Annotated in this window: 13 protein-coding genes and 1 pseudogene; 10 read left to right on the top strand and 4 right to left on the bottom strand. The window is 66.1% G+C overall.

What is annotated here, in order from left to right:
• The first annotated feature begins 24 nt into the window (after window positions 1-24).
• From NYE40_RS02675 to NYE40_RS02645, 7 genes are all read left to right on the top strand, one after another.
• Complete coding sequence (locus NYE40_RS02675) at window positions 25-1,890, top strand: sensor histidine kinase (RefSeq protein ID WP_339279266.1); 1,866 nt, start codon at window positions 25-27, stop codon at window positions 1,888-1,890.
• Between the two features lie 121 nt (window positions 1,891-2,011).
• Window positions 2,012-3,604 carry a response regulator transcription factor gene (locus NYE40_RS02670; protein ID WP_153782705.1) on the top strand — a complete coding sequence of 531 codons (1,593 nt, stop codon included), beginning with the start codon at window positions 2,012-2,014 and terminating at the stop codon, window positions 3,602-3,604.
• Window positions 3,605-3,765: 161 nt separating this feature from the next.
• Window positions 3,766-5,235 carry an ABC transporter substrate-binding protein gene (locus NYE40_RS02665; RefSeq protein ID WP_153782704.1) on the top strand — a complete coding sequence of 490 codons (1,470 nt, stop codon included), beginning with the start codon at window positions 3,766-3,768 and terminating at the stop codon, window positions 5,233-5,235.
• Between the two features lie 95 nt (window positions 5,236-5,330).
• A complete protein-coding gene (locus NYE40_RS02660) occupies window positions 5,331-6,269 on the top strand; it encodes an ABC transporter permease subunit (protein ID WP_339279265.1) in 939 nt (312 codons plus the stop codon).
• Between the two features lie 1,085 nt (window positions 6,270-7,354).
• Window positions 7,355-8,287: a carbohydrate ABC transporter permease gene (locus NYE40_RS02655; protein WP_043111039.1), complete on the top strand. Its 933-nt coding sequence runs from the start codon at window positions 7,355-7,357 to the stop codon at window positions 8,285-8,287.
• Between the two features lie 169 nt (window positions 8,288-8,456).
• Window positions 8,457-9,785: a glycoside hydrolase family 125 protein gene (locus NYE40_RS02650; RefSeq protein ID WP_028597991.1), complete on the top strand. Its 1,329-nt coding sequence runs from the start codon at window positions 8,457-8,459 to the stop codon at window positions 9,783-9,785.
• A 226-nt stretch (window positions 9,786-10,011) separates the two neighbouring features.
• Window positions 10,012-12,753: an alpha-mannosidase gene (locus NYE40_RS02645; RefSeq protein WP_339279264.1), complete on the top strand. Its 2,742-nt coding sequence runs from the start codon at window positions 10,012-10,014 to the stop codon at window positions 12,751-12,753.
• 201 nt (window positions 12,754-12,954) lie between these two features.
• Here NYE40_RS02645 and NYE40_RS02640 read toward each other — a convergent pair whose 3' ends face one another.
• Window positions 12,955-14,322, bottom strand: a complete 1,368-nt coding sequence (locus NYE40_RS02640) for an MATE family efflux transporter (protein ID WP_028597993.1) — start codon at window positions 14,320-14,322, stop codon at window positions 12,955-12,957.
• A 268-nt stretch (window positions 14,323-14,590) separates the two neighbouring features.
• Here NYE40_RS02640 and NYE40_RS02635 point away from each other — a divergent pair, with 268 nt between their 5' ends.
• Window positions 14,591-15,517, top strand: coding sequence for a helix-turn-helix domain-containing protein (locus NYE40_RS02635; RefSeq protein ID WP_339279263.1), 927 nt, complete (start codon window positions 14,591-14,593; stop codon window positions 15,515-15,517).
• A gap of 1,412 nt (window positions 15,518-16,929) precedes the next feature.
• Here the strand turns inward: NYE40_RS02635 and NYE40_RS02630 are convergent.
• The 3 genes from NYE40_RS02630 to NYE40_RS02620 all read right to left on the bottom strand — a co-directional run bounded on the left by NYE40_RS02630 (window position 16,930) and on the right by NYE40_RS02620 (window position 19,130).
• Complete coding sequence (locus NYE40_RS02630) at window positions 16,930-17,487, bottom strand: translation initiation factor IF-3 (protein ID WP_339279262.1); 558 nt, start codon at window positions 17,485-17,487, stop codon at window positions 16,930-16,932.
• Window positions 17,488-17,885: 398 nt separating this feature from the next.
• Window positions 17,886-18,533: a nitroreductase family protein gene (locus tag NYE40_RS02625; protein ID WP_339279261.1), complete on the bottom strand. Its 648-nt coding sequence runs from the start codon at window positions 18,531-18,533 to the stop codon at window positions 17,886-17,888.
• A gap of 111 nt (window positions 18,534-18,644) precedes the next feature.
• Entirely contained in the window at window positions 18,645-19,130 is a 486-nt protein-coding gene (locus NYE40_RS02620; protein ID WP_339279260.1) for a MarR family transcriptional regulator, read from the bottom strand.
• Window positions 19,131-19,275: 145 nt separating this feature from the next.
• On the opposite strand from NYE40_RS02620, the pseudogene NYE40_RS02615 reads away from it, so the two are divergent.
• A pseudogene (locus NYE40_RS02615) lies at window positions 19,276-20,226 on the top strand (UvrD-helicase domain-containing protein); the annotation flags it as partial.
• Between the two features lie 322 nt (window positions 20,227-20,548).
• Window positions 20,549-21,709 (top strand): ATP-dependent helicase, encoded by a 1,161-nt coding sequence (locus NYE40_RS02610; protein ID WP_339279259.1) that lies wholly within the window; start codon window positions 20,549-20,551, stop codon window positions 21,707-21,709.
• The last annotated feature ends 674 nt before the right edge of the window (window positions 21,710-22,383 follow it).

Below are 22,383 nucleotides of genomic sequence, written 5' to 3'. Positions count from 1 at the left end.
CCCGCGCGAAAGGAGGACCCGCCGATGAAGGCGATGAAGGCGCGCAGCTTCTACCGCACGTACGTCAAGAACAACCTGTTCTCGAAGCTGCTCGCGACGCTCTCGGCCATCTCGGTGCTGACGATCGTGACGCTGGCTTACCTGCTGTACGCCTTCATGGCGGAGTCCGTGCGCAGCGACATCCTCGCCAACCAGCGCCGCGCGATGGAAGCGGTGTCCGCCCGCCTGCAGGCGAGCAGCGACAGCGTGCAGCGCATCGTCGCGGACATTTACCAGGACCAGGCGCTCAGCCAAAACGTCACCTATCTGCTGTCCCATCCGTTCGCCGACTACTTCCGCTACCGCATCGACCGCTATGCGGACGAGCCGCGCGCCGGCTACGGCAACGCCATCACGTACTTCGAGCGCCGGCTCGCGGCCGACAGCTCGATCCGCCAGCTCATGCTGTACAGCTCCGTCGAGCAGTACCTGTATGCGTGGAAAGCCGGCGGAAGCCCGCAGCTGCGCGAGCTGAACTCCGCGCTGTCGTTCATCCCCGATGCGATGGCGCTCGAGCTGCCGGCGATCTCCGCGCCCAATCTGTGGGTCGCGCGCGAGCTCGGCCTCGACGCCGACCGGCTCTACGCGGTGCGGGCGGCCGTCAACAATCCCGGCACCTTGCAAAAAACCGGCCAGCTGCTCGTCCACTTCAGCTCGGACAGCCTCGTCTCCGCCCTCCGTCCCTATCTCGACGAGCTCAAGGGCTACGTGCTCGTGCTGACGCCGCAAGGCCAGGTGCTGTTCGACTCGTCCGGCCGCTATTACGGCTCCATCTACCCGTACGCCTCGCGCATCAGCACGCTCGACTCCGCGGCGGCGCTCGACCGGCCGTCGCAGGTGGCGGTGCTGAGCGACAGCCTGGCCGGCTACTCGGTCGTCGGCGTCGTGCCGGACGCGCAGCTGGAGGCGGCGTCCGCCGGCCTCCGGCGGACGGTGATGCTGCTGAGCGGGATCGGCATCCTGCTCGCCGTCGTGCTGCCGGGCATCGCCGTGGCGAGCGTGGCGCGCCGCACAGGCAGCCTCGTGCGCCTCATGCGGCGCGTCGAGTCCGGCGACTTCGCCGGCCGCATCCAGGACGAGCGCGGCGACGAGCTCGGGCAGATCGGCCAGGGCTTCAATCGCATGCTCGACCAGCTGAACCGCCAGATCGAGCAGGAGTACAAGGCCGAGCTGCGGCAGCGCAGCACCGAGCTGTCCGCGATCCAGGCGCGCATCAACCCTCATTTCCTGTCCAATACGCTCGAGGTCATCCGCATGCGGGCCGTGTCGCGCGGTGCGGACGACGTCGCGGAAATGATCTACAGCCTGTCCGTGCTGTTCCGCAGCATGGTCGGCAGCCGCAGCCTCGTGCCGCTGCGCGAGGAGCTGGAGCTCGGCCGGCGCTACCTGGAGCTGTTCCGCATCCGCTACAAGGACCGGTTCGCCTACTCCATCCGCATGGACGACAGCCTGGCCGGACGCCCCGTCGTGAAGCTCTCGCTGCAGCCCGTCATGGAAAACTACATCGTGCACGGCCTCGACACCGAGCGGGACGACAACCGCTTCGACATCTCCGCCGCGCGGGGAGAAGGCGCGCGCATCGTCGTCACGCTGCGCGACAACGGCCGCGGCATGGCGCCGGAGGCGCTGGAAGCGCTGCGCCAGCGGCTGCAGCGGCCTCCGCAAGGCCAGGACGAGGGCGGCAGCTTCGGCCTGCAGAGCATCCGCGACCGGCTGCGGCTCGTCTACGGCCCGAACGCCGCCGGACTCGACATCGACAGCGCGCCTGGGGCCGGCACGACGGTGACGCTCTGGTTCCCGGACGGCAGCGACAGCGGGTCCGGCGAGCCCGGGGGAGCCGAGGAACGCTAGGCCCTCCCTCTCCGGGACGTCGGCCGCCGCTTTTGCCGCTCCTCCCTTCGGAAGCCGGCCCCCGCCCTGGCCTTTCCGCCCCGCCTCGCGTTCCCAACTTGTTTCGAAGGAGGAATTTCCTATGTACCGAGTGCTGCTCGTCGACGACGAGCCGTTCATCGTCGAAGGCTTGCAGGACGCGCTCGACTGGTCGTCGTTCGAGCTCGAGGTGGCGGGCACGGCAGGCAGCGGACGCGCCGCGCTGGAGCTGCTGAGGAGCCGTCCCGTCGACCTGCTCGTGACGGACATCACGATGCCCGGCATGAGCGGGCTGGAGCTGATCCGCGAGGCGCGCCGGCTGCTGCCGGAGCTGAAGGTCATCATTCTGAGCGGCTACAACGAGTTCGACTACCTCAAGGAAGGCATGTCGCTCGGCATCGAGAACTACCTGCTCAAGCCGGTCAACTTCCAGGAGCTGCGCTCGACGCTCTCCGCCGCCGTCGCCAAGCTCAGCGCCGCGCCGCCCGGGACGGCCGCCCTCTCCCCCGAGGAAAAGGGCATCCTGCGCGACCGCATCCTGTTCCGCTGGATGCGCGGCGACATCGACCCGGTCGAGCTCGGCCAGCGCGCCGAGCTGCTCGGCCTGCGCCTCGGCCGGCCGTGGCTGTGCGCCGCGGCGGCCCGCCACTCGGCGAGCGGCGGCGCGCAGGCCCGCCGGCTCGTCGACGAGGCGCTCGGCGAGCGGGACGCGCCGCTGCGCTTCTCCGACCTCGACGGCGACGAGGTGCTGCTGTTCCTCGCGGACAGCGCCGTTGCAGCGCGGCGGCAGGCGCGCGAGGCGCTGGAGCGGCTCGCGGCGGCCGACGCGGCGCGTAGTCGCGGCGATGCGGACGCAGACTCCGCGGCGCCAGGCGAAGCGGCCATTTCCGCGCCGGTCCGCTTTTCGCTCGGCACCGCCGAGCGGATCGGCGAGCTCGAGCAGCGCAGCTACGCCTTCGCCAAAAAAGCGCAGGACTACCATCTGCTGCACAGCGGCAGCCCGATCCTCGACGCGGCCGAGCTGCCGCCGTCGCCGGGAGCGTCCGACCAGCCGCTCGAGATCGGCGGAGACGACTACTCGCGCTGGCTGCTCGCCCGCGATACGGAGGCTCTTTTCGCCCGCATCGACGCCGACTTCCTGGCGCTGCAGCAGCGCGAGGGCGCGACGCCCGAGCTGCTCCAGAGCGCGGCAATCGAGCTCGTCGTCGCCTTCCGGCTCGAGCTGCGCGACATGAAGGGCGGCGAGCAGTCGCAGGAGGTGCTGTTCCAGTTCAAGAAGACGCTCGACCGGATCAGCCGCGCCTCGGCGCTGGCCGAGCTGACCGATGCGGTCAAGGCCTCCGCGCATTTCACGATGAAGCTGCTGCAGCGGAGCGACCGCGTCCCGATCGTCAGCCAGGTCGTCCAGCATGTGGCGGAGCGCTATGCCGAGCCGCTGTCGCTCAAGACGCTCGGCGCCATCTACCATATCCATCCCGCGTACCTCGGCCAGCTGTTCGCCAAGGAGACCGGAGCCGGCTTCACCGACTACCTCAACCGCTACCGTATCGAGCGGGCCAAGGAGCGGCTCAAGGCGACGGACGACAAGGTCGCCGACATCTCGCAGGAGGTCGGCTATGTCGAGACCGGCTACTTCTACAAGCAGTTCAAAAAATACGTGGGCATCTCGCCCAACGAATACCGGGAGCTGCGCTGAACCGAATCGGCGCGGCTCTTTCTTTAGTTTGGACAGCGGATTCATAATTTGTCGCCTATTTGAAAATGCTTTCATCCAGTAAGGTTGATTCAGACAGGCGAGCCTGGACGCATGGGCTCGGGCACCATCATCATCATGCTTGCTTCGAGGGAGGAGTCATCATGAAAAAGAGATCCACACGCAAGGCGGGCGCGCTCGCGCTCGTGCTGACGGCCGCGCTGGCGGTCACCGCCTGCGGCAGCAACAACGCTTCCGGCGGCGAAGGCGACGCCGAGAAGCCGGTCAACCTGATCTGGTACACGATCGGCGCTCCGCAAAAGGACACCGACAAGGTGATGGCCGAGGTGAACAAGTACACCGCCGAAAAGATCGGCGCGACCGTCACGATGAAGCAGATCGACTTCGGCGACTACAACCAGAAGATGGGCGTCATGGCCGCCTCCGGCGAGCCGATGGACATTCTCTTCACCGCTTCCTGGGCGTTCGATTATGTGCAGAACGCGCGCAAGGGCGCGTTCATGGAGATTGACGACCTGCTGCAGACGCACGGCAAGGGCATCGTCGAGACGCTCGACCCGGCCTTCCTCGAAGGCTCCAAGGTCGACGGCCACAACTATGGCGTGCCGGCCAACAAAGAGCTGCCGGCGCAATCCGTCTGGCGCTTCAACAAGCAGCAGTTCGACCAGCTCGGCATGGACTACAAGCAGGCGACGACGCTGGAGAGCCTGGAGCCGTTCCTCAAGGCGGGCAAGGAAAAGCTGCCGGGCGTGCTCGGCCTGAAGATCGACACCAACTTCACGCCGACCGTGCCGTACGACTACCTCATCCAGAACCTGCCGATCGCCGTCGCGCTGAACGGCGACAGCAGCAAGATCGTCAACGTCCTCGAGACGCCGGAGATGAAGCAGGCCCTCGAGACGATGCACAAGTACTACAAAGCCGGCTACATCTCGCCGGAAGCGGCGACGATCACCTCGACCTCCGATCTGGACAAGACCGGCAAGTGGCTCATCGACCGCGCCGACACCCAGCCGCTCGCCGACAATACGTGGAGCGCGAGCCTCGGCTACCCGATCGTCTCCACGCCGGCCAGCGAGTCGATCGTCTACAACTGGTCGGTCATGGGCTCGCTGCAGGCGATCTCGGCCAACTCCGAGTATCCGGAGAAGGCGATGGAGTTCCTGAACCTGCTCAACACCGACGCCAAGCTGCGCAACCTGATCGACTCCGGCATCGAAGGCACGCACTACAAGCTGACCGGCGACAACCGCATGGAGAACCTGCCGGAGTCCAAAAACTACGACATGCCGACGTTCTCGCTCGGCAACGTCATGCTCACCTACCTCAACCCGGGCGACCCGGACGACAAGTGGGAGCAGTTCAAGCAGTTCAACGAGCAGGGCCGTCCTTCCCCGGCGCTCGGCTTCAACTTCGACACCTCCAAGGTATCGACCGAGCTGGCGAGCCTGCAGAACGTCAAGGCCGAAGTATGGGCGCCGCTCATGACCGGCACCGTCGATCCGGCCGCCTATCTGCCGCGCGCCATCGAAAAGATGAAGGCCGCCGGCCTCGACAAGATCATCGCCGAGGCGCAAGCCCAGTACGACGCCTGGAAGGCCACGCAAAAGTAAACGAATGTTTCGGTCAGGCGGGCGAAGGCGACTTCGCCCCCTTTTTGTGCTGACGGCCGTACATCATCCAATCTCATCCAAGGGGGCATGCCATCATGAACGGACTGGCGGGCTTCTTCCGCAGCCTGAACCGCAACAAGGCGATCCTGCTCATGGTCCTGCCGGGCGCGCTGTGGTTCCTCATCTTCTCCTACATCCCGATGGCGGGCGCCATCATCGCCTTCAAGGAATACCGCGTCAGCCGCCACGGCTTCATCGACAGCGTCATCAGCAGCGCGTGGGTCGGGCTCGACAACTTCAAGTTCCTGTTCAGCACGAACGACGCCTGGATCATCACGCGCAACACGCTGCTGTACAACGTCGTCTTCATCGTCATCGGCCTCGTCGCGGCGGTCGCCATGGCGATCGTGCTGTCGGAGATCGCGAGCAAGCGCATGTCCAAGCTGTACCAGACGGGCATGTTCATGCCGTACTTCCTGTCCTGGGTCATCGTCGGCTACTTCGCATTCAGCTTCCTCAGCCTCGACAAGGGGCTGCTCAACCAGGCGCTGCGCGGCATCGGCCTCGATCCGGTCAACTGGTACTCCGATCCGACGTATTGGCCGTTCATCCTCGTGTTCATCAGCCTGTGGAAGGCGATCGGCTACAACAGCGTCGTCTACCTCGCCTCGATCCTCGGCATCGACCGCTCGCTGTACGAGGCGGCGATGATCGACGGCGCGAACAAGTGGCAGCAGATCAAGAACATTACGATCCCGATGCTGACGCCGCTCATGACGATCCTGACGCTGCTCGCGATCGGCAAGATCTTCTACGCCGACTTCGGCCTGTTCTACCAGGTGCCTCGCGACTCCGGCGCGCTCTACTCGGTGACGAACGTCATCGACACCTATGTGTACCGCGGCCTCAAGACGACCGGCGAGTTCGGCATGGTGACGGCGGCGGGGCTGTACCAGTCGCTGGTCGGCTTCATCCTGGTCATTACGTCCAACTGGATCGTCGGCCGGGTGAACAAGGACAACACGCTGTTCTAAAGGCGAACCTATCCGCTGACGCTCAGGGAGCCCGCTGACGCAATTCGGCCGGCTCCGCCGGAGATTCCGCTGACGCGCAGGGAGTCCGCTACGCCGGACCTTTTCGCTGACGCTCAGGGAGCCCGCTGCGCCGGAGCATTCCGCTGACGTGCAGGGAGTCCGCTGCGCCGGACGAATCTCCCTCCGATTCCTCTGGAGCCCAGATTCCTCTGAATTCCCTCCCCGAAAGGGTGGGAATCCGGCCTCCAAGGGAACCGCTCCCGCTTCTCCAGGAGAATTCGCCGCCTCCGCTCCCCTGCTGCCGCAATTCGGCCCGCTGCGCCGAACCTTTTCGCTGACGCGCAGGGAGCCCGCTGCGACGGACGAATCTCCCTCCGATTCCTCTGGAGCCCAGATTCCTCTGAATTCCCTCCCCGAAAGGGTGGGAATCCGGCCTCCAAGGGAACCGCTCCCGCTTCTTCAGGAGAATTCGCCGCCTCCGCTCCCCTGCTGCCGCAATCCAGCCGGCTCCGCCTGGCGGGCCTTCGACAGCCGATTATTCCGGCTGTTCCGGCGCTTGAGGCGCGAGGCCGCTCGCGCGGCGTCAAGCGCGGCTAGCGCCTGCCGCCTCCCAGATTGCGGGAGGCGCACCACCGCCCCCAAAACCAGGGGGCGGGACGGACGGGAGACCGGCGGACGATGGAGCGGAGGGAGACGGGCCTTTCGGAGAAGCGGCAGCGGTCCCCTTGGAAGGCGGATGCCCACCCCTTCGGGGGTCGGGCGATCCAGGCATCCGCGTTCCAGCGGGATCGGAGGAAGGCTTGTCTCACGCAGCGGCATTCCGGGAGCCAGTCGAGCAGTCCGTTTCTCGCAGCGGCATTCCGGCAGCCGGTCGAGCATTCCGTTTCTCGCAGCGGCGTTCCCGGAGCCGGTCGAGCATTCCGTTTCTCGCAGCGGCGTTCCGGCAGCCGGTCGAGCAGTCCGCTTCTCCCAGCGGCTTTCCGAGAGCCGATCGAGCAGTCTCCCAGCGGCATTCCCGAAGGCCAGGAGCATCCGCTACCGTCTCCCGTCCTTCCCGCCTTTTCCCCCAAGAAAGGAGCCCTACCATGTCCAAACCGTCTGCCACGCTGCCGCCCAAGGCGGCCCGCGACTTCCATAAGCTGAGTCCGGCGTGGAACGCGGCGTTCCACGCCGTCGCCGGCCTGTTCGCGCTGCTGTGCGTGTTCCCGTTCGTCTTCATCATCATCATCTCGTTCACGAACGAGCAGGCGCTGGCCGCGGACGGCTACCGGCTGATTCCCGCCGAGTGGAGCCTCGAAGCGTACCGCTACGTGCTCCAGAACGGCGACGCCCTGCTCCGCTCCTACGGCGTCACGATCTTCGTGACCGTCGTCGGCACGGCGCTCGGCCTGCTCGTCGTCACGCTGTACGCCTACGGCATCTCGCGCAAGAGCTTTCAGTACCGCAAGTTCTTCAACTTCTTCGCCTTCTTCACGATGCTGTTCAACGGCGGCCTCGTGCCGACGTACATCGTCGTGACGCAGATGCTCGGCCTGAAGGACAACGTCTGGGCGCTCATCCTTCCGCTCATGGTGAACGCGTTCTACGTGCTCATCATGCGCACGTTCTTCATGACGATGGTGCCCGACGCCATCATCGAGTCCGGCAAGATCGACGGCGCCTCCGAGCTGCAGATCTTCTACAAGCTCGTCCTGCCGCTCGCGCTGCCGGGCCTGGCCACGATCGCGCTGTTCAGCACGCTCGGCTACTGGAACGACTGGTTCAACGCCCTGCTCTACATCGAAAATCCGAATCTCGTGCCGCTCCAGTCCATGCTGATGCGCATCGAGACGAACATGCAGTTCCTGCTGTCGCAGGCGTCGAGCAACGCCTCGCTCGCCCAAGGCCTGCAGAACATGCCGCAGGATACGGCCCGCATGGCGATGGTCGTGCTGGCCACCGGCCCGATCGTGCTCGCCTACCCGTTCTTCCAGCGCTACTTCGTGCAGGGGTTGACGATCGGCGCGGTAAAAGAGTAGGTTATCGCTAACTCAACCGGGGTTCGCCGCCTAACATGCCTAACGAACCGCTGAAGGAAGGGAAGGAGGCTGCCTCCCTCCCTTCCTCCGCAGCTCCCGACGCCTCGGGCGCGGGCGCAGGCAGCCGCGCGGGCGAACCCCCACTATAGCTCAAGGAGATGGACCGATCATGGAGCAATTCCGACTTCCCGCCATTCCGATGCCGGAGCTGAAGCTGCCGGCGGCCGTGCGCCAGGCGCTGGACGACGCCGAGGCCAAGCTCGCGGGCCGGCCGAAGCTGCAGCGGCTTTTCCGCAACTGCTTCCCCAACACGCTGGAGACGACGACCAAGCTGATGCCCGACGGCACGACGTTCGTCATCACCGGCGACATCCCGGCCATGTGGCTGCGCGATTCCGTCGAGCAGGTCATCCACTACGTGCCGCTCGCCAAGGACGACGCCGGCCTGCAGCGCATCCTCGAAGGGCTGATCCGCCGCCACATGGCGATGATCCTCATCGACCCTTACGCCAACGCGTTCAACGAATCGGCCAACGACTGGCACTGGAACACGACCGACGAGACCGATATGGGGCCGTGGGTGTGGGAGCGCAAGTTCGAGCTCGACTCGATCTGCTTCTCGTTCCGCCTCGCCTACGCCTACTGGCAGGAGACGAAGCATACCGCCATCTTCGACACGGACTTCAAGCGCGCGATGCGCGCGGCGATCGACCTGTGGAAAAGGGAGCAGCGGCACTTCGAGCAGTCGCCGTACCGCTTCGTGCGCGACAACGGCATCCCGGAGGACTCCCTCCGGAACAAAGGGCTCGGCATGCCGGTCAACTACACCGGCATGATCTGGTCCGGCTTCCGCCCGAGCGACGACGCCTGCGACTTCCACTACAACATTCCGGCCAATATGTTCGCCGTCGTGACGATGCGCCAGATGCAGGAGATCGCCGAGTGGGTGTTCCGCGACATGGCGCTCGTCAAGGAGCTCGCCGACCTCGCCGCCGAGGTGGAGCACGGCATCCGGCTGTATGGCATCTTCCGCCACCCGCAGTTCGGCCCGATCTACGCCTACGAGACGGACGGCTACGGCAACCATTGCCTGATGGACGACGCCGGCACGCCGGGCCTCATGTCGATCCCGTACTTCGGCTATGCGGCCGCAGACGATCCGATCTACCTGAACACGCGCCGCTTCGCGCTGAGCTCGGAGAATCCGTACTACTTCGAAGGCAAGCAGGCCAAAGGCATCGGCAGCCCGCACACGCCGGACGGCTACATCTGGCATATGGCGCTCTCGATGCAAGGCTTGACCGCGATCTCCGACGAAGAGAAGCTCGCGATGATCGACCTGCTCGAGGCGACCGACGCCGACACCGGCTACATGCACGAGGGCTTCCATTCCGACGACCCGTCCGTATTCACGCGCAAATGGTTCGCCTGGTCGAACAGCCTGTTCGCCCAGCTCGTCTGGCGGGCGATGCAGGACGGCCTGATCGGCCGCGGCTGACCGTCGCCAACAGCGTCAAGCCGCAAGCGGCCGCGGCTATGGCCGGCGGCTGCGCTTTTTTCGCGCGCTGCCGCCCTCGGCCCGCCCTGGCGCCGATCCATCCGCACGGCCGCCTCGCGCCCGGACCTGTCGTCCGATCGCAGGGCGGCCGTCGCCATCTTCGATAGATCTTCCGCATGCCGGACAGGTATGCTGGAACCATCCTGCACCGAAAGGACCGATCGCCATGACCAAGCGCACCGCGCACATCCTCTCTCATACCCATTGGGACCGCGAATGGTACCTCCCGTACGAGAAGCACCACGTCCGCCTCGTTCAGCTGATGGACTCGCTGCTGGACACGCTGGAGACCGATCCCGGCTACCGCAGCTTCTTCCTCGACGGCCAGACGATCATCCTCGACGACTACCTCGAGGTCCGGCCGGAGAACCGCTCCCGCCTCGAAAAGCTCATCCGCGAGGGCCGCATCGGCATCGGGCCGTGGTACATCCTGCAGGACGCCTTCCTGACGAGCGGGGAGGCCAACGTCCGCAACCTGCAGATCGGCCATGAGGAAGCGGGCCGCTGGGGTCCCGTATCCAAGATCGGCTACTTCCCGGATACGTTCGGCCTGTTCGGCCAGACGCCGCAGCTGATGCGGCAGGCGGGCATCGACAACGCGCTGTTCGGCCGCGGCGTCAAGCCGACCGGCTTCAACAACGAGGTCGGCGAGTCGAGCGCTTATGAGAGCTCCTTCTCCGAGCTCGTCTGGGAAGGACCGGACGGCTCGCGCGTGCTCGGCATCCTGTTCGCCAACTGGTACTCCAACGGCAACGAGGTGCCGACCGACGAGGAGCAGTCCCGCGCCTACTGGGAGCGCAAGCTGGCGGACGCCGGGCGCTACGCCTCGACGCCGCATCTGCTGTTCATGAACGGCTGCGACCATCAGCCGATCCAGACCGACCTGGCCGAGGCGATCCGCGTCGCCGGCGCCGTGGAGCCGGACGTGGAATTCGTCCATTCCAACTTCCCGGACTATCTCGACGCCGTACGCGCGGCAGCGGGCGGGTCCGCGCTGTCGGTCGTGCGCGGCGAGCTGCGCAGCCAGCTCACCGACGGCTGGGGCACGCTCGTCAACACCGCCTCCTCGCGCGTCTACCTCAAGCAGCTGAACGCCGCCGGGCAGTCCGTGCTGGAGCGCTCGGCCGAGCCGCTCGCCGCCTATGCCCGACTCGTCGGCAAGGACTACCCGCAGCATCTGCTTGCCTACGCCTGGAAGCTGCTGCTTCAAAACCATCCGCATGACAGCATCTGCGGCTGCAGCGTCGACGAGGTGCACCGCGAGATGGTAACCCGCTTCGACAAGAGCCGCCATGTCGCCGAGACGATCGTGGCCGATTCGGCGGCGTTCGTCGCCGAGGCGGTCGACACGTCGGTCTTCGGCAGCTATGGCGCGGATGCGCTGCCGTTCGTCGTCTTCAACCCTTCGGGCTGGAAGCGCAGCGGCACCGTATCGGTCGAGCTGGACGCGGCGCGGATCTACTTCCGCGACGGCGTCGGCTTCGGCGAGATGAACCGCCGCATGAAGGAGCTCGACCTGAGCGGACGCGCGCTCGTCGGCGCGGATGGCCGGGCGCTGGCCTGCAAGGTCGAGGACCTCGGCCTGCAGTTCGGCTACGACCTGCCGGACGACGCGTTCCGCCAGCCGTACCAGTGCCGCCGCGTGCGCCTGACGTTCCAGGCGGACGCCGTGCCGGCGCTCGGCCACGCCGCCTACGCCTGGGTCCGCTCGGACGCGCGGCCGGAGACGGCCCCCGACATCGCGGCCGATGCCCGCACGCTCGACAACGGCGTGCTCCGCGTCGAGGTGGCGGAGGACGGCTCGTTCGCGCTGACCGATCGGCGCACGGGACAGACGTTCCCCGGCCTCGGCATCTACGAGGACAGCGGCGACATCGGCAACGAGTACATGTTCATGGCGCCGAAGGGCGTGGAGCCGCTGACGACGCGCGGCGTGCCGGCGGCGGTGTCGGTCGTGGAGAACGGCCCCGGCCGCGCCTCGCTCGAGATCGTGCACGAATGGGCCGTGCCGGCGTCGGCCGACGAGACGCTGGACCGCGAGCAGCGCGAGATCGTGTACTACCCGCAGCGCCAGGCCGGGCGCTCGGCCAAGCTCGTCCCGCTGCGCCTGCGCACGGTGCTGTCGCTGGAGCAAGGTAGCGGCCGGCTCGACATCGTCAGCTCGTTCGACAACCAGGCCCGCGACCATCGCGTCCGCCTGCTGTTCCCGACCAACCTGCAGGCCGATACGCATACCGCCGACTCGATCTTCGAAGCGGCCGTGCGTTCGACCGAGCCCGCTCCGGAATGGGAGAATCCGAGCAATGCGCAGCACCAGCAGGCTTTCGCCGATGTGAGCGGCCAAGCCGCGGACGGCTCGGCCGCCGGCCTGACGGTCGCCAACGTCGGCCTATGCGAGTACGAGGTGCTGCGGGACGGCCGCAATACGATCGCCGTCACGCTGCTACGCTCGACCGGCGAGCTCGGCGACTGGGGCTACTTCCCGACGCCGGAGGCCCAGTGCATCGGGCCGCATGAAGCGCGCCTGGCGCTCGTGCCGCATGGCGGCGACCTCGTGGCGAGCGGCGCGTTCGCCGAGGCGTACCAGCTGCAGACGCCTTGGACGGCGGTGCAGACCGGCGTCCATGTCGGCAAGCTCGCGGCCGTCGGCTCGCCGCTGGCGTGGGAGGGCGAGTCGATCGCCTTCTCCGCCTTCAAGGCCAGCCCCGTCACCGGCGACCTCGTCGTGCGCCTGTACAACCTGAAGCGCGAGCCCGCCTCGCTGCGGCTGCTGGCCCCGGCCGGCGCTTCGAGCGCCTACAAATCCGGCGTGCTCGAGCAGGAGACGGAGGAAGCGCTCGAGCTGCGGGACGGCCGCCTCGAGCTCGCCGTCGGGCCGGCCGAGATCGTGACGATCGGCCTGCGCTGAGGCGGCGGCGCGGCTGGATCGGCACGCACACGCTTGCACAAGGGAACTTGTTCCCTTGCTTCGCTTTCGCAGCCGCGCTGCCAGTCCGACGCGGCGCTCTCCAGCCCGCAGCTAAAATAACGCTCGCAGCAAAAAAGACGGTGCTTATCCCCTAGGGGATAAAGCACCGTCTTTGCGGTTGCGAGGCTCAGGCCGGCGGCCTCACGCCTCCGCGGCCGCTGCGCCCTGCGCCGGCAGCTCGGGCGAGCCGGCGCGGGAAGCCCACTTGAAGCTGCGCCAGCGCAGCCAGCAGACGAAGCCGCGCAAGTATTCGTCGGCAATCATGCAGATGTAGATGGCGGTCAGGCCATAGCCGAGATGGATGCTGAAGAAATAGGACACGAGCACCGCCACGCCCCACATGCTGATCGTCGAGACATACATCGTGAAGCGCGTGTCGCCGACGGCGTTCAGCGAATCGGCGATCGTCATGTTGAGCATCTTGCCCGGCTGCAGCAGCAGGTTCAGGCCGAGCAGGCCGGCGCAGATTGCCAGGATGTCCGGGTCGGAGGTGAACAGGCCGAGCGCCTGGCTACCGAACAGGAAGATGATGAACGAGTTGGCGATGACGACGAGCTGGCCGATCCACAGTCCTTTGTACGCGTCCTTGTACGCCTCCCGGGTGTTGCCCGCGCCGAACAGATGCGCCACGCGGATCTGCGTCGCCAGCGCGATCGAGAAGCCGATCAGGAAGCAGAACGACTCCAGCGTGTTCATATAGGTGCGCGCCGCCAGCTGGGCCGCGCCGAGCGTGCCGATGAACGTGAAGATGACGAGCTGCGAGAGCACCCAGTTGCCGGAGTAGACGCCGAGCGGCCAGCCGATGCGCAGGATCTCCCGGAACAGGCTGCGACTCCACAGCTTGATGTCGCCCCACCAGATGCGGCGCTCGAACGCGAACAGGAACATGTAGACGAGCAGCGCCGAAGCGAGCAGGCGGCTGACGACGGTGCTGATCGCGACGCCCGCCAGGCCCCACTCGGGCAGGCCGAACGCGCCGTAGATGAAGCCGTAGTTGAGGAAGATATGCACGACGTTCATGCCGATCGCCGTATACATCGGTCCGCGCGTGTTGCCGGTGTTGCGGATCGCCGCGCTGAGCGTGCTCATGATCGCCGCCAGGATCATGCTGCCGCCGACGATCGAGATGTAGGTGCGCGCCAGCGGCAGCAGCTCCTCGGGCATCTGCAGCAGGCTCGCGATCGGGCCCGGCAGCGCGATGAGCAGAACGCTGATCGCCGCCCCGATGAGCACCGTCGTCTTGAGCGCGATGATGCTGATCGAGCGGGCGTCCTCCTCCTTGCGCGCGCCGAGCTTCTGCGCGATGAGGATGCCGGCGCCGCTGGCGATGACCGTGAACAGCACCGTCAGCGCGTTGAACAGCTGATGCGAGAAGCCGACGACCGCGACCGCGTCGTCGGAGATCTCGCTGACCATGAACGTATCCGCCGCTCCGAGCAGGAACTGCAGGAACAGCTCAATGAAGATGGGCCAGGAGAGCGCCCATAGCGAGTAGTTGCGGTTTTTCATGAATGAAACCTCCATCCTGGATTGCTGGCATACAAGAAGCGTAGCTCCGACATGAAAGCCCTTTCGTCGACCTTGCCGCCTTACAACCTAATATTCCTAGGAATGGAGCGGGATTGAGCCTTGTGCCGAGCTTGTTGGTCCATCCGTATTATAAGTGCTATACTGGCTTTGAGGTATCACGGATGCAACCTGAACTTTCAAAAAAGAAACTTGATGCGAGGGCTGAAAACGGACCGCTTGCGGGCCCCGTTACGCCGGAGAGGAGCCGATGATGAAGCTGCTGCAATTCGCCTTGCCCCCGCTGCCCTACTACATCGCGAGCGGGCATGAGGACCACCCTCCCGGCATGGTCCATGTCGACCGCTGCAACATCGGGCTGTTCGACCTGCTCGCCGTCGAGGAAGGCGAGCTGCTCGTCACCGAGGGCGATCGGAGCTACGAGGTCGGTCCCGGACAGGCGCTCATCCTGCGGCCCGACGCGCATCATTACGGCACCGCGCCGACGCGGATGCGCACACGCTGCTACTGGCTGCACTTCAAGCATGACGGCTACTGGACCGCCACCGACGAGCGGCTGCCGCTCTACCGCGATCCGCGGGGAGAATGGATCAGCCGCGACGTCTTCGCCGGGGAGGAGCCCGACAACGCCCATGATGCCGAGTGGAAAATGAACGCGCCGCTGTTCTCCGTGCAGATGCCGCAGTACGCCGACCTGGTCGAGCCCGCGCGCATGTTCGAGCTGCTCGGGCAGCTCACGGCGATGACGAGCAGCGGCCAGGTCGGCGGCGCGCTCTGGCGCCAGCAGATCCTGTTCCAGGAGCTGCTGCAGCAGCTGTCGGCCGGTCTCGACGCGCGCTCGACGTCGCCTTCGGCGGCGTGCGCCGCGCAGGCCGCGGCCTATTTGCGCCAGCATTACCGCGAGGACATCAGCGCCCGCGCGATGAGCGAGAGCCTGAATTTCCACTCCGTCTACATCGCCCGCTGCATGCAAAAGGAATTCGGCTGCTCGCCGAAGGAATACCTGCTGCGCTACCGCATCGACCAATCCAAGCTGCTGCTGCTGCGCACCGACTATCCCGTCTCGCGCATCGCCGGCGACGTCGGGTTCAACCAGGCGGCGTACTTCGCCTCCTGCTTCGCCAAGTACGAGGGGCTGTCGCCGCGCAGCTACCGGCAGCGCTTCTCGCATGCGTGAAGCCCGGAGGGCGGCTGGCGCGCGGAGCAAGCTCTGGCCGCTCCACCGAGCGGAGGGCGAAATCCTGCACCCGCTTCGCGGAGCGGGAACTCGTTCCGATCTCCCTGGAGCCCAGATTCCTTTGATCGTATTCTTCCGAAACGGAAGGAATCCGGCCTCCAAGGGAACCGCTGCCGCTTCTCCACGAGCCCCCGTCCGCTTCGCTCTTTGGATTCGATCAAACGGAGCCGCTCAGTTCCCTCGCCCGTCATCGCCTGGTCCCTGACCGATGACCCCCTGCCTGCTCCTCTTCGCGGAACGGGGAGCTGGTGCTCGGAACCTGCTGCCGCTCGCGGAGCGGGAACACATTCCGTTCTCCCGAATTCACCGACCCATCCAGCTCCAACCCGAAACAATCGGGTTACAACTTGCCGCGAGCTCGTCTTTCGAGCTGCAACCCGAAACAATCGGGTTACAGCTTGCCGTGAGCTCGTCTTTCGAGCTCCAACCCGAAACAATCGGGTTACAGCTTACCGCGAGCTCGTCTTTCGAGCTCCAACCCGAAACAATCGGGTTACAGCTTACCGTGAGCTCGTCTTTCGAGCTCCAACCCGAAATAATCGGGTTACAGCTTACCGCGAGCTCGTCTTTCGAGCTCCAACCCGAAACAATCGGGTTACAGCTTACCGTGAGCTCGTCTTTCGAGCTCCAACCCGAAACAATCGGGTTACAGCTTACCGCGAGCTCGTCTTTCGAGCTCCAACCCGAAATAATCGGGTTACAGCTTGCCGCGAGCTCGTCTTTCGAGCTCCAACCCGAGCTGCCGAGTTACTCGGTTTTTCCGCGTATCTCCAGCGTGAGAGCCACCGTTCGAGCACAGTTACTCGGGTTTTCCGCGTATCTCCAGCGTGAGAGCCACCGTTCGAGCACAGTTACTCGGTTTTTCCGCGTAACTCCGGCGTGAGAGCCACCGTTCGAGCGCAGTTACTCGGTTTTTCCGCGCAACTCCGGCGTGGAGGCACACGTTCGAGCGCAGTTACTCGGGTTTTCCGCGTAACTCCGGCGTGAGAGCCCCGTTCGAGCGCAGTTACTCGGGTTTTCCGCGCAACTCCGGCGTGGGAGCCACCGTTCGAGCACAGTTACTCGGGTTTTCCGCGTAGCTCCGCCGTGGAGGCACACGTTCGAGCATAGTTACTCGGGTTTTCCGCGTATCTCCAGCGTGAGAGCCCCGTTCGAGCCGAGCTGCTCTCCCCCGCTGCGTAATCACTGCCCCAAAAAAGAAGGGCGGCCCCGGCACGCGCCGGAACTGCCCCTCCTTGCCTAGCCTTGCCTTGCCTGCATTGCTTGCCTGCATTGCTTGCCTGCATTGCTTGCCTGCCCTGCTTGCCTGCCCTGCTTGCCTGCTTCCTTCCTAGCCTTCCCCTTGCTTCGCCCTACTTCGGATTCACGCGCACCTGCGAGCCTTTGCCGCTCGACTGGACGCCCGTTTCCTTGACGCCGGCCTCCTTGAGATCGGCCAGCAGCCGCTCCAGGACGGCCTTGGCGGCCGCCGCCTCCTTGGCGCCGCTCGCCTTGACGACGAGCTGCACCGGCTTGCCCGAGCGCAGATGCTTGTCCGCCTGGCGCAGCTTCGTCTCGTAGTCATGCTCCTCGATGTGGGCGGTGAAGCGCAGCTCCTTCGCCTTGTCCGCTCCGCCCTTCGCTGCTGCGCCGCCCTTGCCGCCAGCACCCGGCTTGCCGCCGGCTCCCGCTGGTGCGGCCGAGCGCCGCGCCGCAGCCGCTTCTTGCTGGGCGGCCGCCTTACCCTTGCCCTTCGGCATCAGCCGGCACGGAGGCGGGCTGCTCATGAGCGACGTGCAGACGAGATCCGCTCCCGCCGCCCGCGCCAGCTCCAGCGCCTCCGCCCGCTCCACGACCCCGAGCCGCTCTCCGCCAAGGCCGGTCAGCTCCACCTCGAACGCCTTGATCTGCTCATTGATGAGCACTGCCATCTGCTCGCACGACCTTTCCCTATGTAGTCCCGTGCCCTTAGCATACCTGCGATCGCGGGCCGGTTCAAACAATCGCGGGCCGCAAGAGCAACCGCAAGGCCCCCGCAATGCTCCGACATATCTCCCGCAAAGCTTCGCCAAGCGTACGCGCCGAACCCCCGCGCCCACACCGACAGCCCCACCGACAGCCCCACCTACAGCCTCACATCCAAAGCCCCACGCCGACGCCTCGCGCCCACAGCCTCGCACCTACAACCCCACGCCGACGCCTCGCACCTACAGCCCCCCACCTACTGCCTCCCTCCCACAACCTCCCTCCCGCAGAAAAAAGCCGCCCCCGGCCCGATTCGCGGACCTGGAGCAGCTCCTTGCAAGCGCGGCCTAGCCTTGACCGCCCCTTACTTCCATTCGGCGACGCGGTCGACCGGCAGCCGGGTCGTGAGGCGGGCGTCCTTGGCGGCCTTGCCGATCGAGATGAGCATGGACGGCACGTAGCGGTCCGCCTCGAGGCCGAACGTCTCGGCTGCGCGCGACTTGTCGTAGCCGCCGATCGGGTTCGTATCGTAGCCGCGAGCGCGCGCCGCGAGCATGATCTGCATGCTGACGAGGCCGGTATCGAGCAGGATCATGTCGCGGAAAGCCTCCTTCGGCACGCTGCCGAACAAGGCGCCGTAATTGGCCAGCATCTGGTCCATGACCTCCTGCGTCATGTAGCCCTTGGCGACGGAGCTCGCCATGATGTCGCCGGCATAGTCGAACGCCTGCATGTCGCCGAACACGGCGATGACCGCCGCCGACGTGATGACCTGCGTGCGGTTGCGCGGAGCGATCTCCGCCAGCGCCGCCTTCGCCTCCTCGCTCTCGACGACGACAAAGCGCCACGGCTGCAGGTTGACGGAGGAAGGCGCCAGCGTCGCTTCCTCCAGCAGCTCCGTCATTTCCTCGCGGCTGATCTTGACGGACGGATCGTACTCGCGCACCGAGCGGCGCCCGGCGACGATCTCGCGGTAATCATTGGTACGGACAACGGCAGCTGCATTCGTCATTTCGGTTTCTCTCCTTGTGCAGGCTCTTGCGGCCTGCTTTTTATAGGTTCCTATCCTGCTTGCGTCCAAAACGCGCCGTCCCGCCTCGCGGCCCGGACGGTTCCGGCTCCATCAATCTCCGATCAGCCTCGCGCCCGCCTCGCGCCGGACCGTCGCAGCCGCAGCGCCGCCGGCAGCGTGAGGCTCCTCCAGCGAGCGGCCGAGCGCCGTGAGCAGCCGCAGCAGCTCCTTGCGCTCCGACTCCTCCAGCCCCGCCTGCAGCCGCTCCATGAAGCGCTCCTTCTGACGGTTGCACGACTCGATCCAGCTCCGGCCCTCGTCGGTCAGCCGCACCTTGGTCACGCGGTTGTCGTCCTGGCAGCGGGTGCGGACGAGCTTGCCCTCCGCCTCCAGCTGCTGCATATGGCGCGTCACGGCCGCGGGGTCGATCGAGACCGCCTTCTGCAGCTCGGACTGGCTGATCTCCTCCGCGCCCCGCAGCTGGCACAGCAGCTCCAGCCGGTTCGGGCTCACCCCGACATCCGTCTCGAACCGGCAAGCCAGCTGCTTGTTCAGATGGATCAGCACATACAGCAGATCCTCGGTGCGGCAGCTCATGATGCCTCATCCTTTCTTCCGCATCCTCCGGATGCCGCTTTTCCTTGATCCCTCAATCGTTGATGGGTCAATGTTATCATAGGCATCGCTCCTCGCGCAAGCCCCTCCCGCCAGTCGGCGTTTGCCACCGGCTTCGCGATCCATTATGCTGAAAGGAACGACGAACAGGCATTCCCCCGCGCGGGAGACGCCTTGTGCAACAGGAGAGACATGCCCCATGAGCGCCAATTTGCCTTTGCCTTTCAAAAAACCGTTCGGAGCGGCCGGCCGCGGCTTGCCCGCAGCCGCGCTCGCCTCCGGAGAGAACAGCCGCCGCCTCGTGCCGGACGACGATGCCGACAGCGGCTATTTCCGCGCGCTCGAGAGCCGCGGCCTGTTCCTGAACGGCCCTCAGATCGAGGCCGTCCGCCACGGCGCCGGACCGCTGCTGACGCTCGCCGGAGCCGGCTCCGGCAAGACGAGCGTGCTCGCCGCCCGCACCGGCTATCTGATCGCGGAGCGCGGAGCCGATCCGCGTTCGATTTTGCTCGTCACCTTTTCCGTCAAGGCCGCCCAGGAAATGAAGGACCGGATCTCCGCCCTGCCCGGCATCGCGCCGGCGGCCGCCAAAGCGGTAACCGCCCGCACGTTCCACTCGTTCTTCCTGCAGCTGCTGCGCAGCCAAGGCTATCGCCAGGAAATTCTCGGCGGCGGCCCGCTTGCCGTCATCGTGCTCAAGGGCATGCTGCGCGAGCTCGGCATCGCCGACCGGCTGGAGCCGGAGACGGCGCTCGCCGCGCTGTCCGAGGCCAAGCTGAGCCTGCGCCCGCTCGGCGAGCTGCCGGAAGCGAGCCAGGCGGAGCGCGACCTCAAGCGGCTGCTGCTGCGCTTCGAGGAGTGGAAGGAGCGCGAGGGCCGCATGGACTTCGACGACATCCTGCTCTGGTCGCATCGGCTGCTGACCGAGCGTCCCGCCCTGCTGCGCACGCTGCAGGAGCGCTTCCGCCTCATCATGATCGACGAGTTCCAGGATACGAGCCGGCTGCAGTACGAGCTGATCCGCCTGCTCGCGGGCAAGCGCGCCAACCTGATGGCCGTCGGCGACGACGACCAGACGATCTATGGGTTCAGCGGCGCCCGGAGCGAATATATCCTCGGGTTCCGGGACGCCTTTCCCGGCGCCCGCGTCGTCACGCTCGACACCAACTACCGCTCTTCCGCGAGCATCGTCGGCCTCGGCAACGACATCATCCGACACAACAAGGCCCGCTACGCCAAGACGCTCAAGGCGGTGCGGACGAGCCGCCAGGTGCCGCTCTACATCCGGCCGTTCACGACCGACCAGGAAGCCCGCCCATATCCGCGAGCGGGTCGACGAGGGCGCGCGCGGCTGGGGCGACTTCGCCATCCTGTATCGCACCGCCAGCAACAGCCGGGCGATGTTCGAGCAGCTCGTGCTGTCGGACATCCCGTTCCATCTGCAGGACAGCGGCGAGCTGTTCTACGACCAGTCGGCGGTGCGGCCGCTCGTGGACTACTTGCGCCTGTCGGTCAAGCGGCGCGACTTCGCGGCGATGGAGGGTGTGCTGCCCTCGATGTACGTGGGCCGCGCCAAGGGCATTGCCCATATCCGCGCCAAAAAAGGCCCGCTCATCCATCTGCTCACGCTGGACGGGCTCAAGGACTTCCAGCGCGACTCGATCCAGGCCCGGATCACGTTCATCAAGGGGCTGAAGGCGCTGAAGCCGGCGGACGCCATCCGCCGCATGCGCAAGGACTTTTACGACGCCTGGCTCGACGCCGAGGCCGCAGGCGCGGGCGGCGCCGACACCGTCTACAAGGAAACGCTGCGCGAGGCGCTCGACGAGCTGGAGGCATCCGCCGGCCGCTTCGCCGACGTGCCGTCGTTCCTCGCGTTCGTGAAGCGGATCGGCGAGCGCCACGCCGAGATGCGCGCGCTGCCGCCGGAGGCGGCCCGCGATGCCGTCAAGCTCATGACCATCCACAAAAGCAAGGGGCTGGAGTTCCCGGCCGTCGTCCTCATCGGCGCCTCCGAGGGCATCCTGCCCCACAGCCTCGCGCTCGAGGCGGACAAGCTGTCCGACTACGGCAACGGAGCGGCTGCGGCGGGCGATCCCGCCTCGCTGCGGGAGGCCGCGCTGGAGGAGGAGCGCCGCCTCGCCTACGTCGCCGTCACCCGCGCGCGCGACGAGCTGCTCGTCAGCTCGCCGAGCCTGTGGCGCGGGCGCAAGACGGACGTGTCGCGCTTCCTGCTCGACGCGTTCCGCACGGCCGCTCCTGCGGCTGCGGCGGCTGGCAGAGCCGCGGGCGCGGCTGCAGGGCGGGGCGTTGGCGTTTCGGCCGCGGCCGAGGCCAGTCCGGCCGCTCGGAGCGCAGCGACGAGCGCTACCGCTGCGGCCCGGCCGCGGGCCAGTCCGGCCGCTCGCCGCGCTAACCTTGGCGCAACGACGAGCGCTGCCGCTGCGGGCGCGGCCGGGGCCAGTCCGGCCGCTCGTCGGGCACACCCTGGCGCAGCGACGAGCGCTACCGCTGCGGCCCAAGCCGCGGGCCGAGCCAAGGCCGATCGGCCTCAAGCGTGACCGAAAGCCTAGTGCTTTCCCAATCTGTTTCCATCATCGGCGGGTTCGTACAACTCCATGATCGAACAGAAGCAGGCGGCTCCCTATCCACGCGCCCGTCTGCCCTGTCGAGGCGAATAGCGCGCTGACCCGCGCTGACCCGAATAATGGCTGCAAAATATTCGTTGGCGAGGCACCTGTCGGCGCCGAAACAGCCGCCGGCCCAAAGTCCCGCCCTTCTCGGGCGGGGCTTTTTACTATTGCGCTGCTATTTCCCTCCGTCTGCGGAGCGGCAAGCGCGAGTGTACGAGCTCTAACGAAACTGGAAGACGCTATTGTGCTTTAAACGAGCGATCTAAAATTGTAACGATACTGAGGAACGTTATTGACGCGTTGCGAGGCAGACGGGATGCTTTTTTGACTCCATAGCGCTTCTCCGTATCGTTAGCTTTCGGAAAACGCGGATATAGGCAAAATAGCGTTTCTCCGTATCGTTAGGTTGGCTACGACTCGGACCGGAAGCCGTCACAAGCTGCTCCCGCGACGTCCGCCATTCCAGTACGCCATGCCCTCCTTATGACGTCCGCCACTCCAGTAGGCCTTGCCCTCCCGCGACGCCCGCCCATCCAGTACGCCGTGCCCTCCTTACGACGCTCGCTCCCTCCAGTACGCTGCTCTTTACGACGCTCGCCCAT

Origin of the sequence: Paenibacillus sp. FSL W8-1187, from assembly GCF_037965485.1 — a bacterium.
Classification (GTDB): Bacteria; Bacillota; Bacilli; order Paenibacillales; family Paenibacillaceae; genus Paenibacillus_O; species Paenibacillus_O pasadenensis.
This window is presented reverse-complemented; position numbering and strand designations above follow the sequence as displayed.

Coding starts and splice junctions, on each gene's coding strand:
- NYE40_RS02675 (WP_339279266.1), top strand. CDS start 25: ATGAAGGCGATGAAGGCGCGCAGCTTCTACCGCACGTACGTCAAGAAC.
- NYE40_RS02670 (WP_153782705.1), top strand. CDS start 2,012: ATGTACCGAGTGCTGCTCGTCGACGACGAGCCGTTCATCGTCGAAGGC.
- NYE40_RS02665 (WP_153782704.1), top strand. CDS start 3,766: ATGAAAAAGAGATCCACACGCAAGGCGGGCGCGCTCGCGCTCGTGCTG.
- NYE40_RS02660 (WP_339279265.1), top strand. CDS start 5,331: ATGAACGGACTGGCGGGCTTCTTCCGCAGCCTGAACCGCAACAAGGCG.
- NYE40_RS02655 (WP_043111039.1), top strand. CDS start 7,355: ATGTCCAAACCGTCTGCCACGCTGCCGCCCAAGGCGGCCCGCGACTTC.
- NYE40_RS02650 (WP_028597991.1), top strand. CDS start 8,457: ATGGAGCAATTCCGACTTCCCGCCATTCCGATGCCGGAGCTGAAGCTG.
- NYE40_RS02645 (WP_339279264.1), top strand. CDS start 10,012: ATGACCAAGCGCACCGCGCACATCCTCTCTCATACCCATTGGGACCGC.
- NYE40_RS02640 (WP_028597993.1), bottom strand. CDS start 14,322: ATGAAAAACCGCAACTACTCGCTATGGGCGCTCTCCTGGCCCATCTTC.
- NYE40_RS02635 (WP_339279263.1), top strand. CDS start 14,591: ATGATGAAGCTGCTGCAATTCGCCTTGCCCCCGCTGCCCTACTACATC.
- NYE40_RS02630 (WP_339279262.1), bottom strand. CDS start 17,487: ATGGCAGTGCTCATCAATGAGCAGATCAAGGCGTTCGAGGTGGAGCTG.
- NYE40_RS02625 (WP_339279261.1), bottom strand. CDS start 18,533: ATGACGAATGCAGCTGCCGTTGTCCGTACCAATGATTACCGCGAGATC.
- NYE40_RS02620 (WP_339279260.1), bottom strand. CDS start 19,130: ATGAGCTGCCGCACCGAGGATCTGCTGTATGTGCTGATCCATCTGAAC.
- NYE40_RS02610 (WP_339279259.1), top strand. CDS start 20,549: ATGTTCGAGCAGCTCGTGCTGTCGGACATCCCGTTCCATCTGCAGGAC.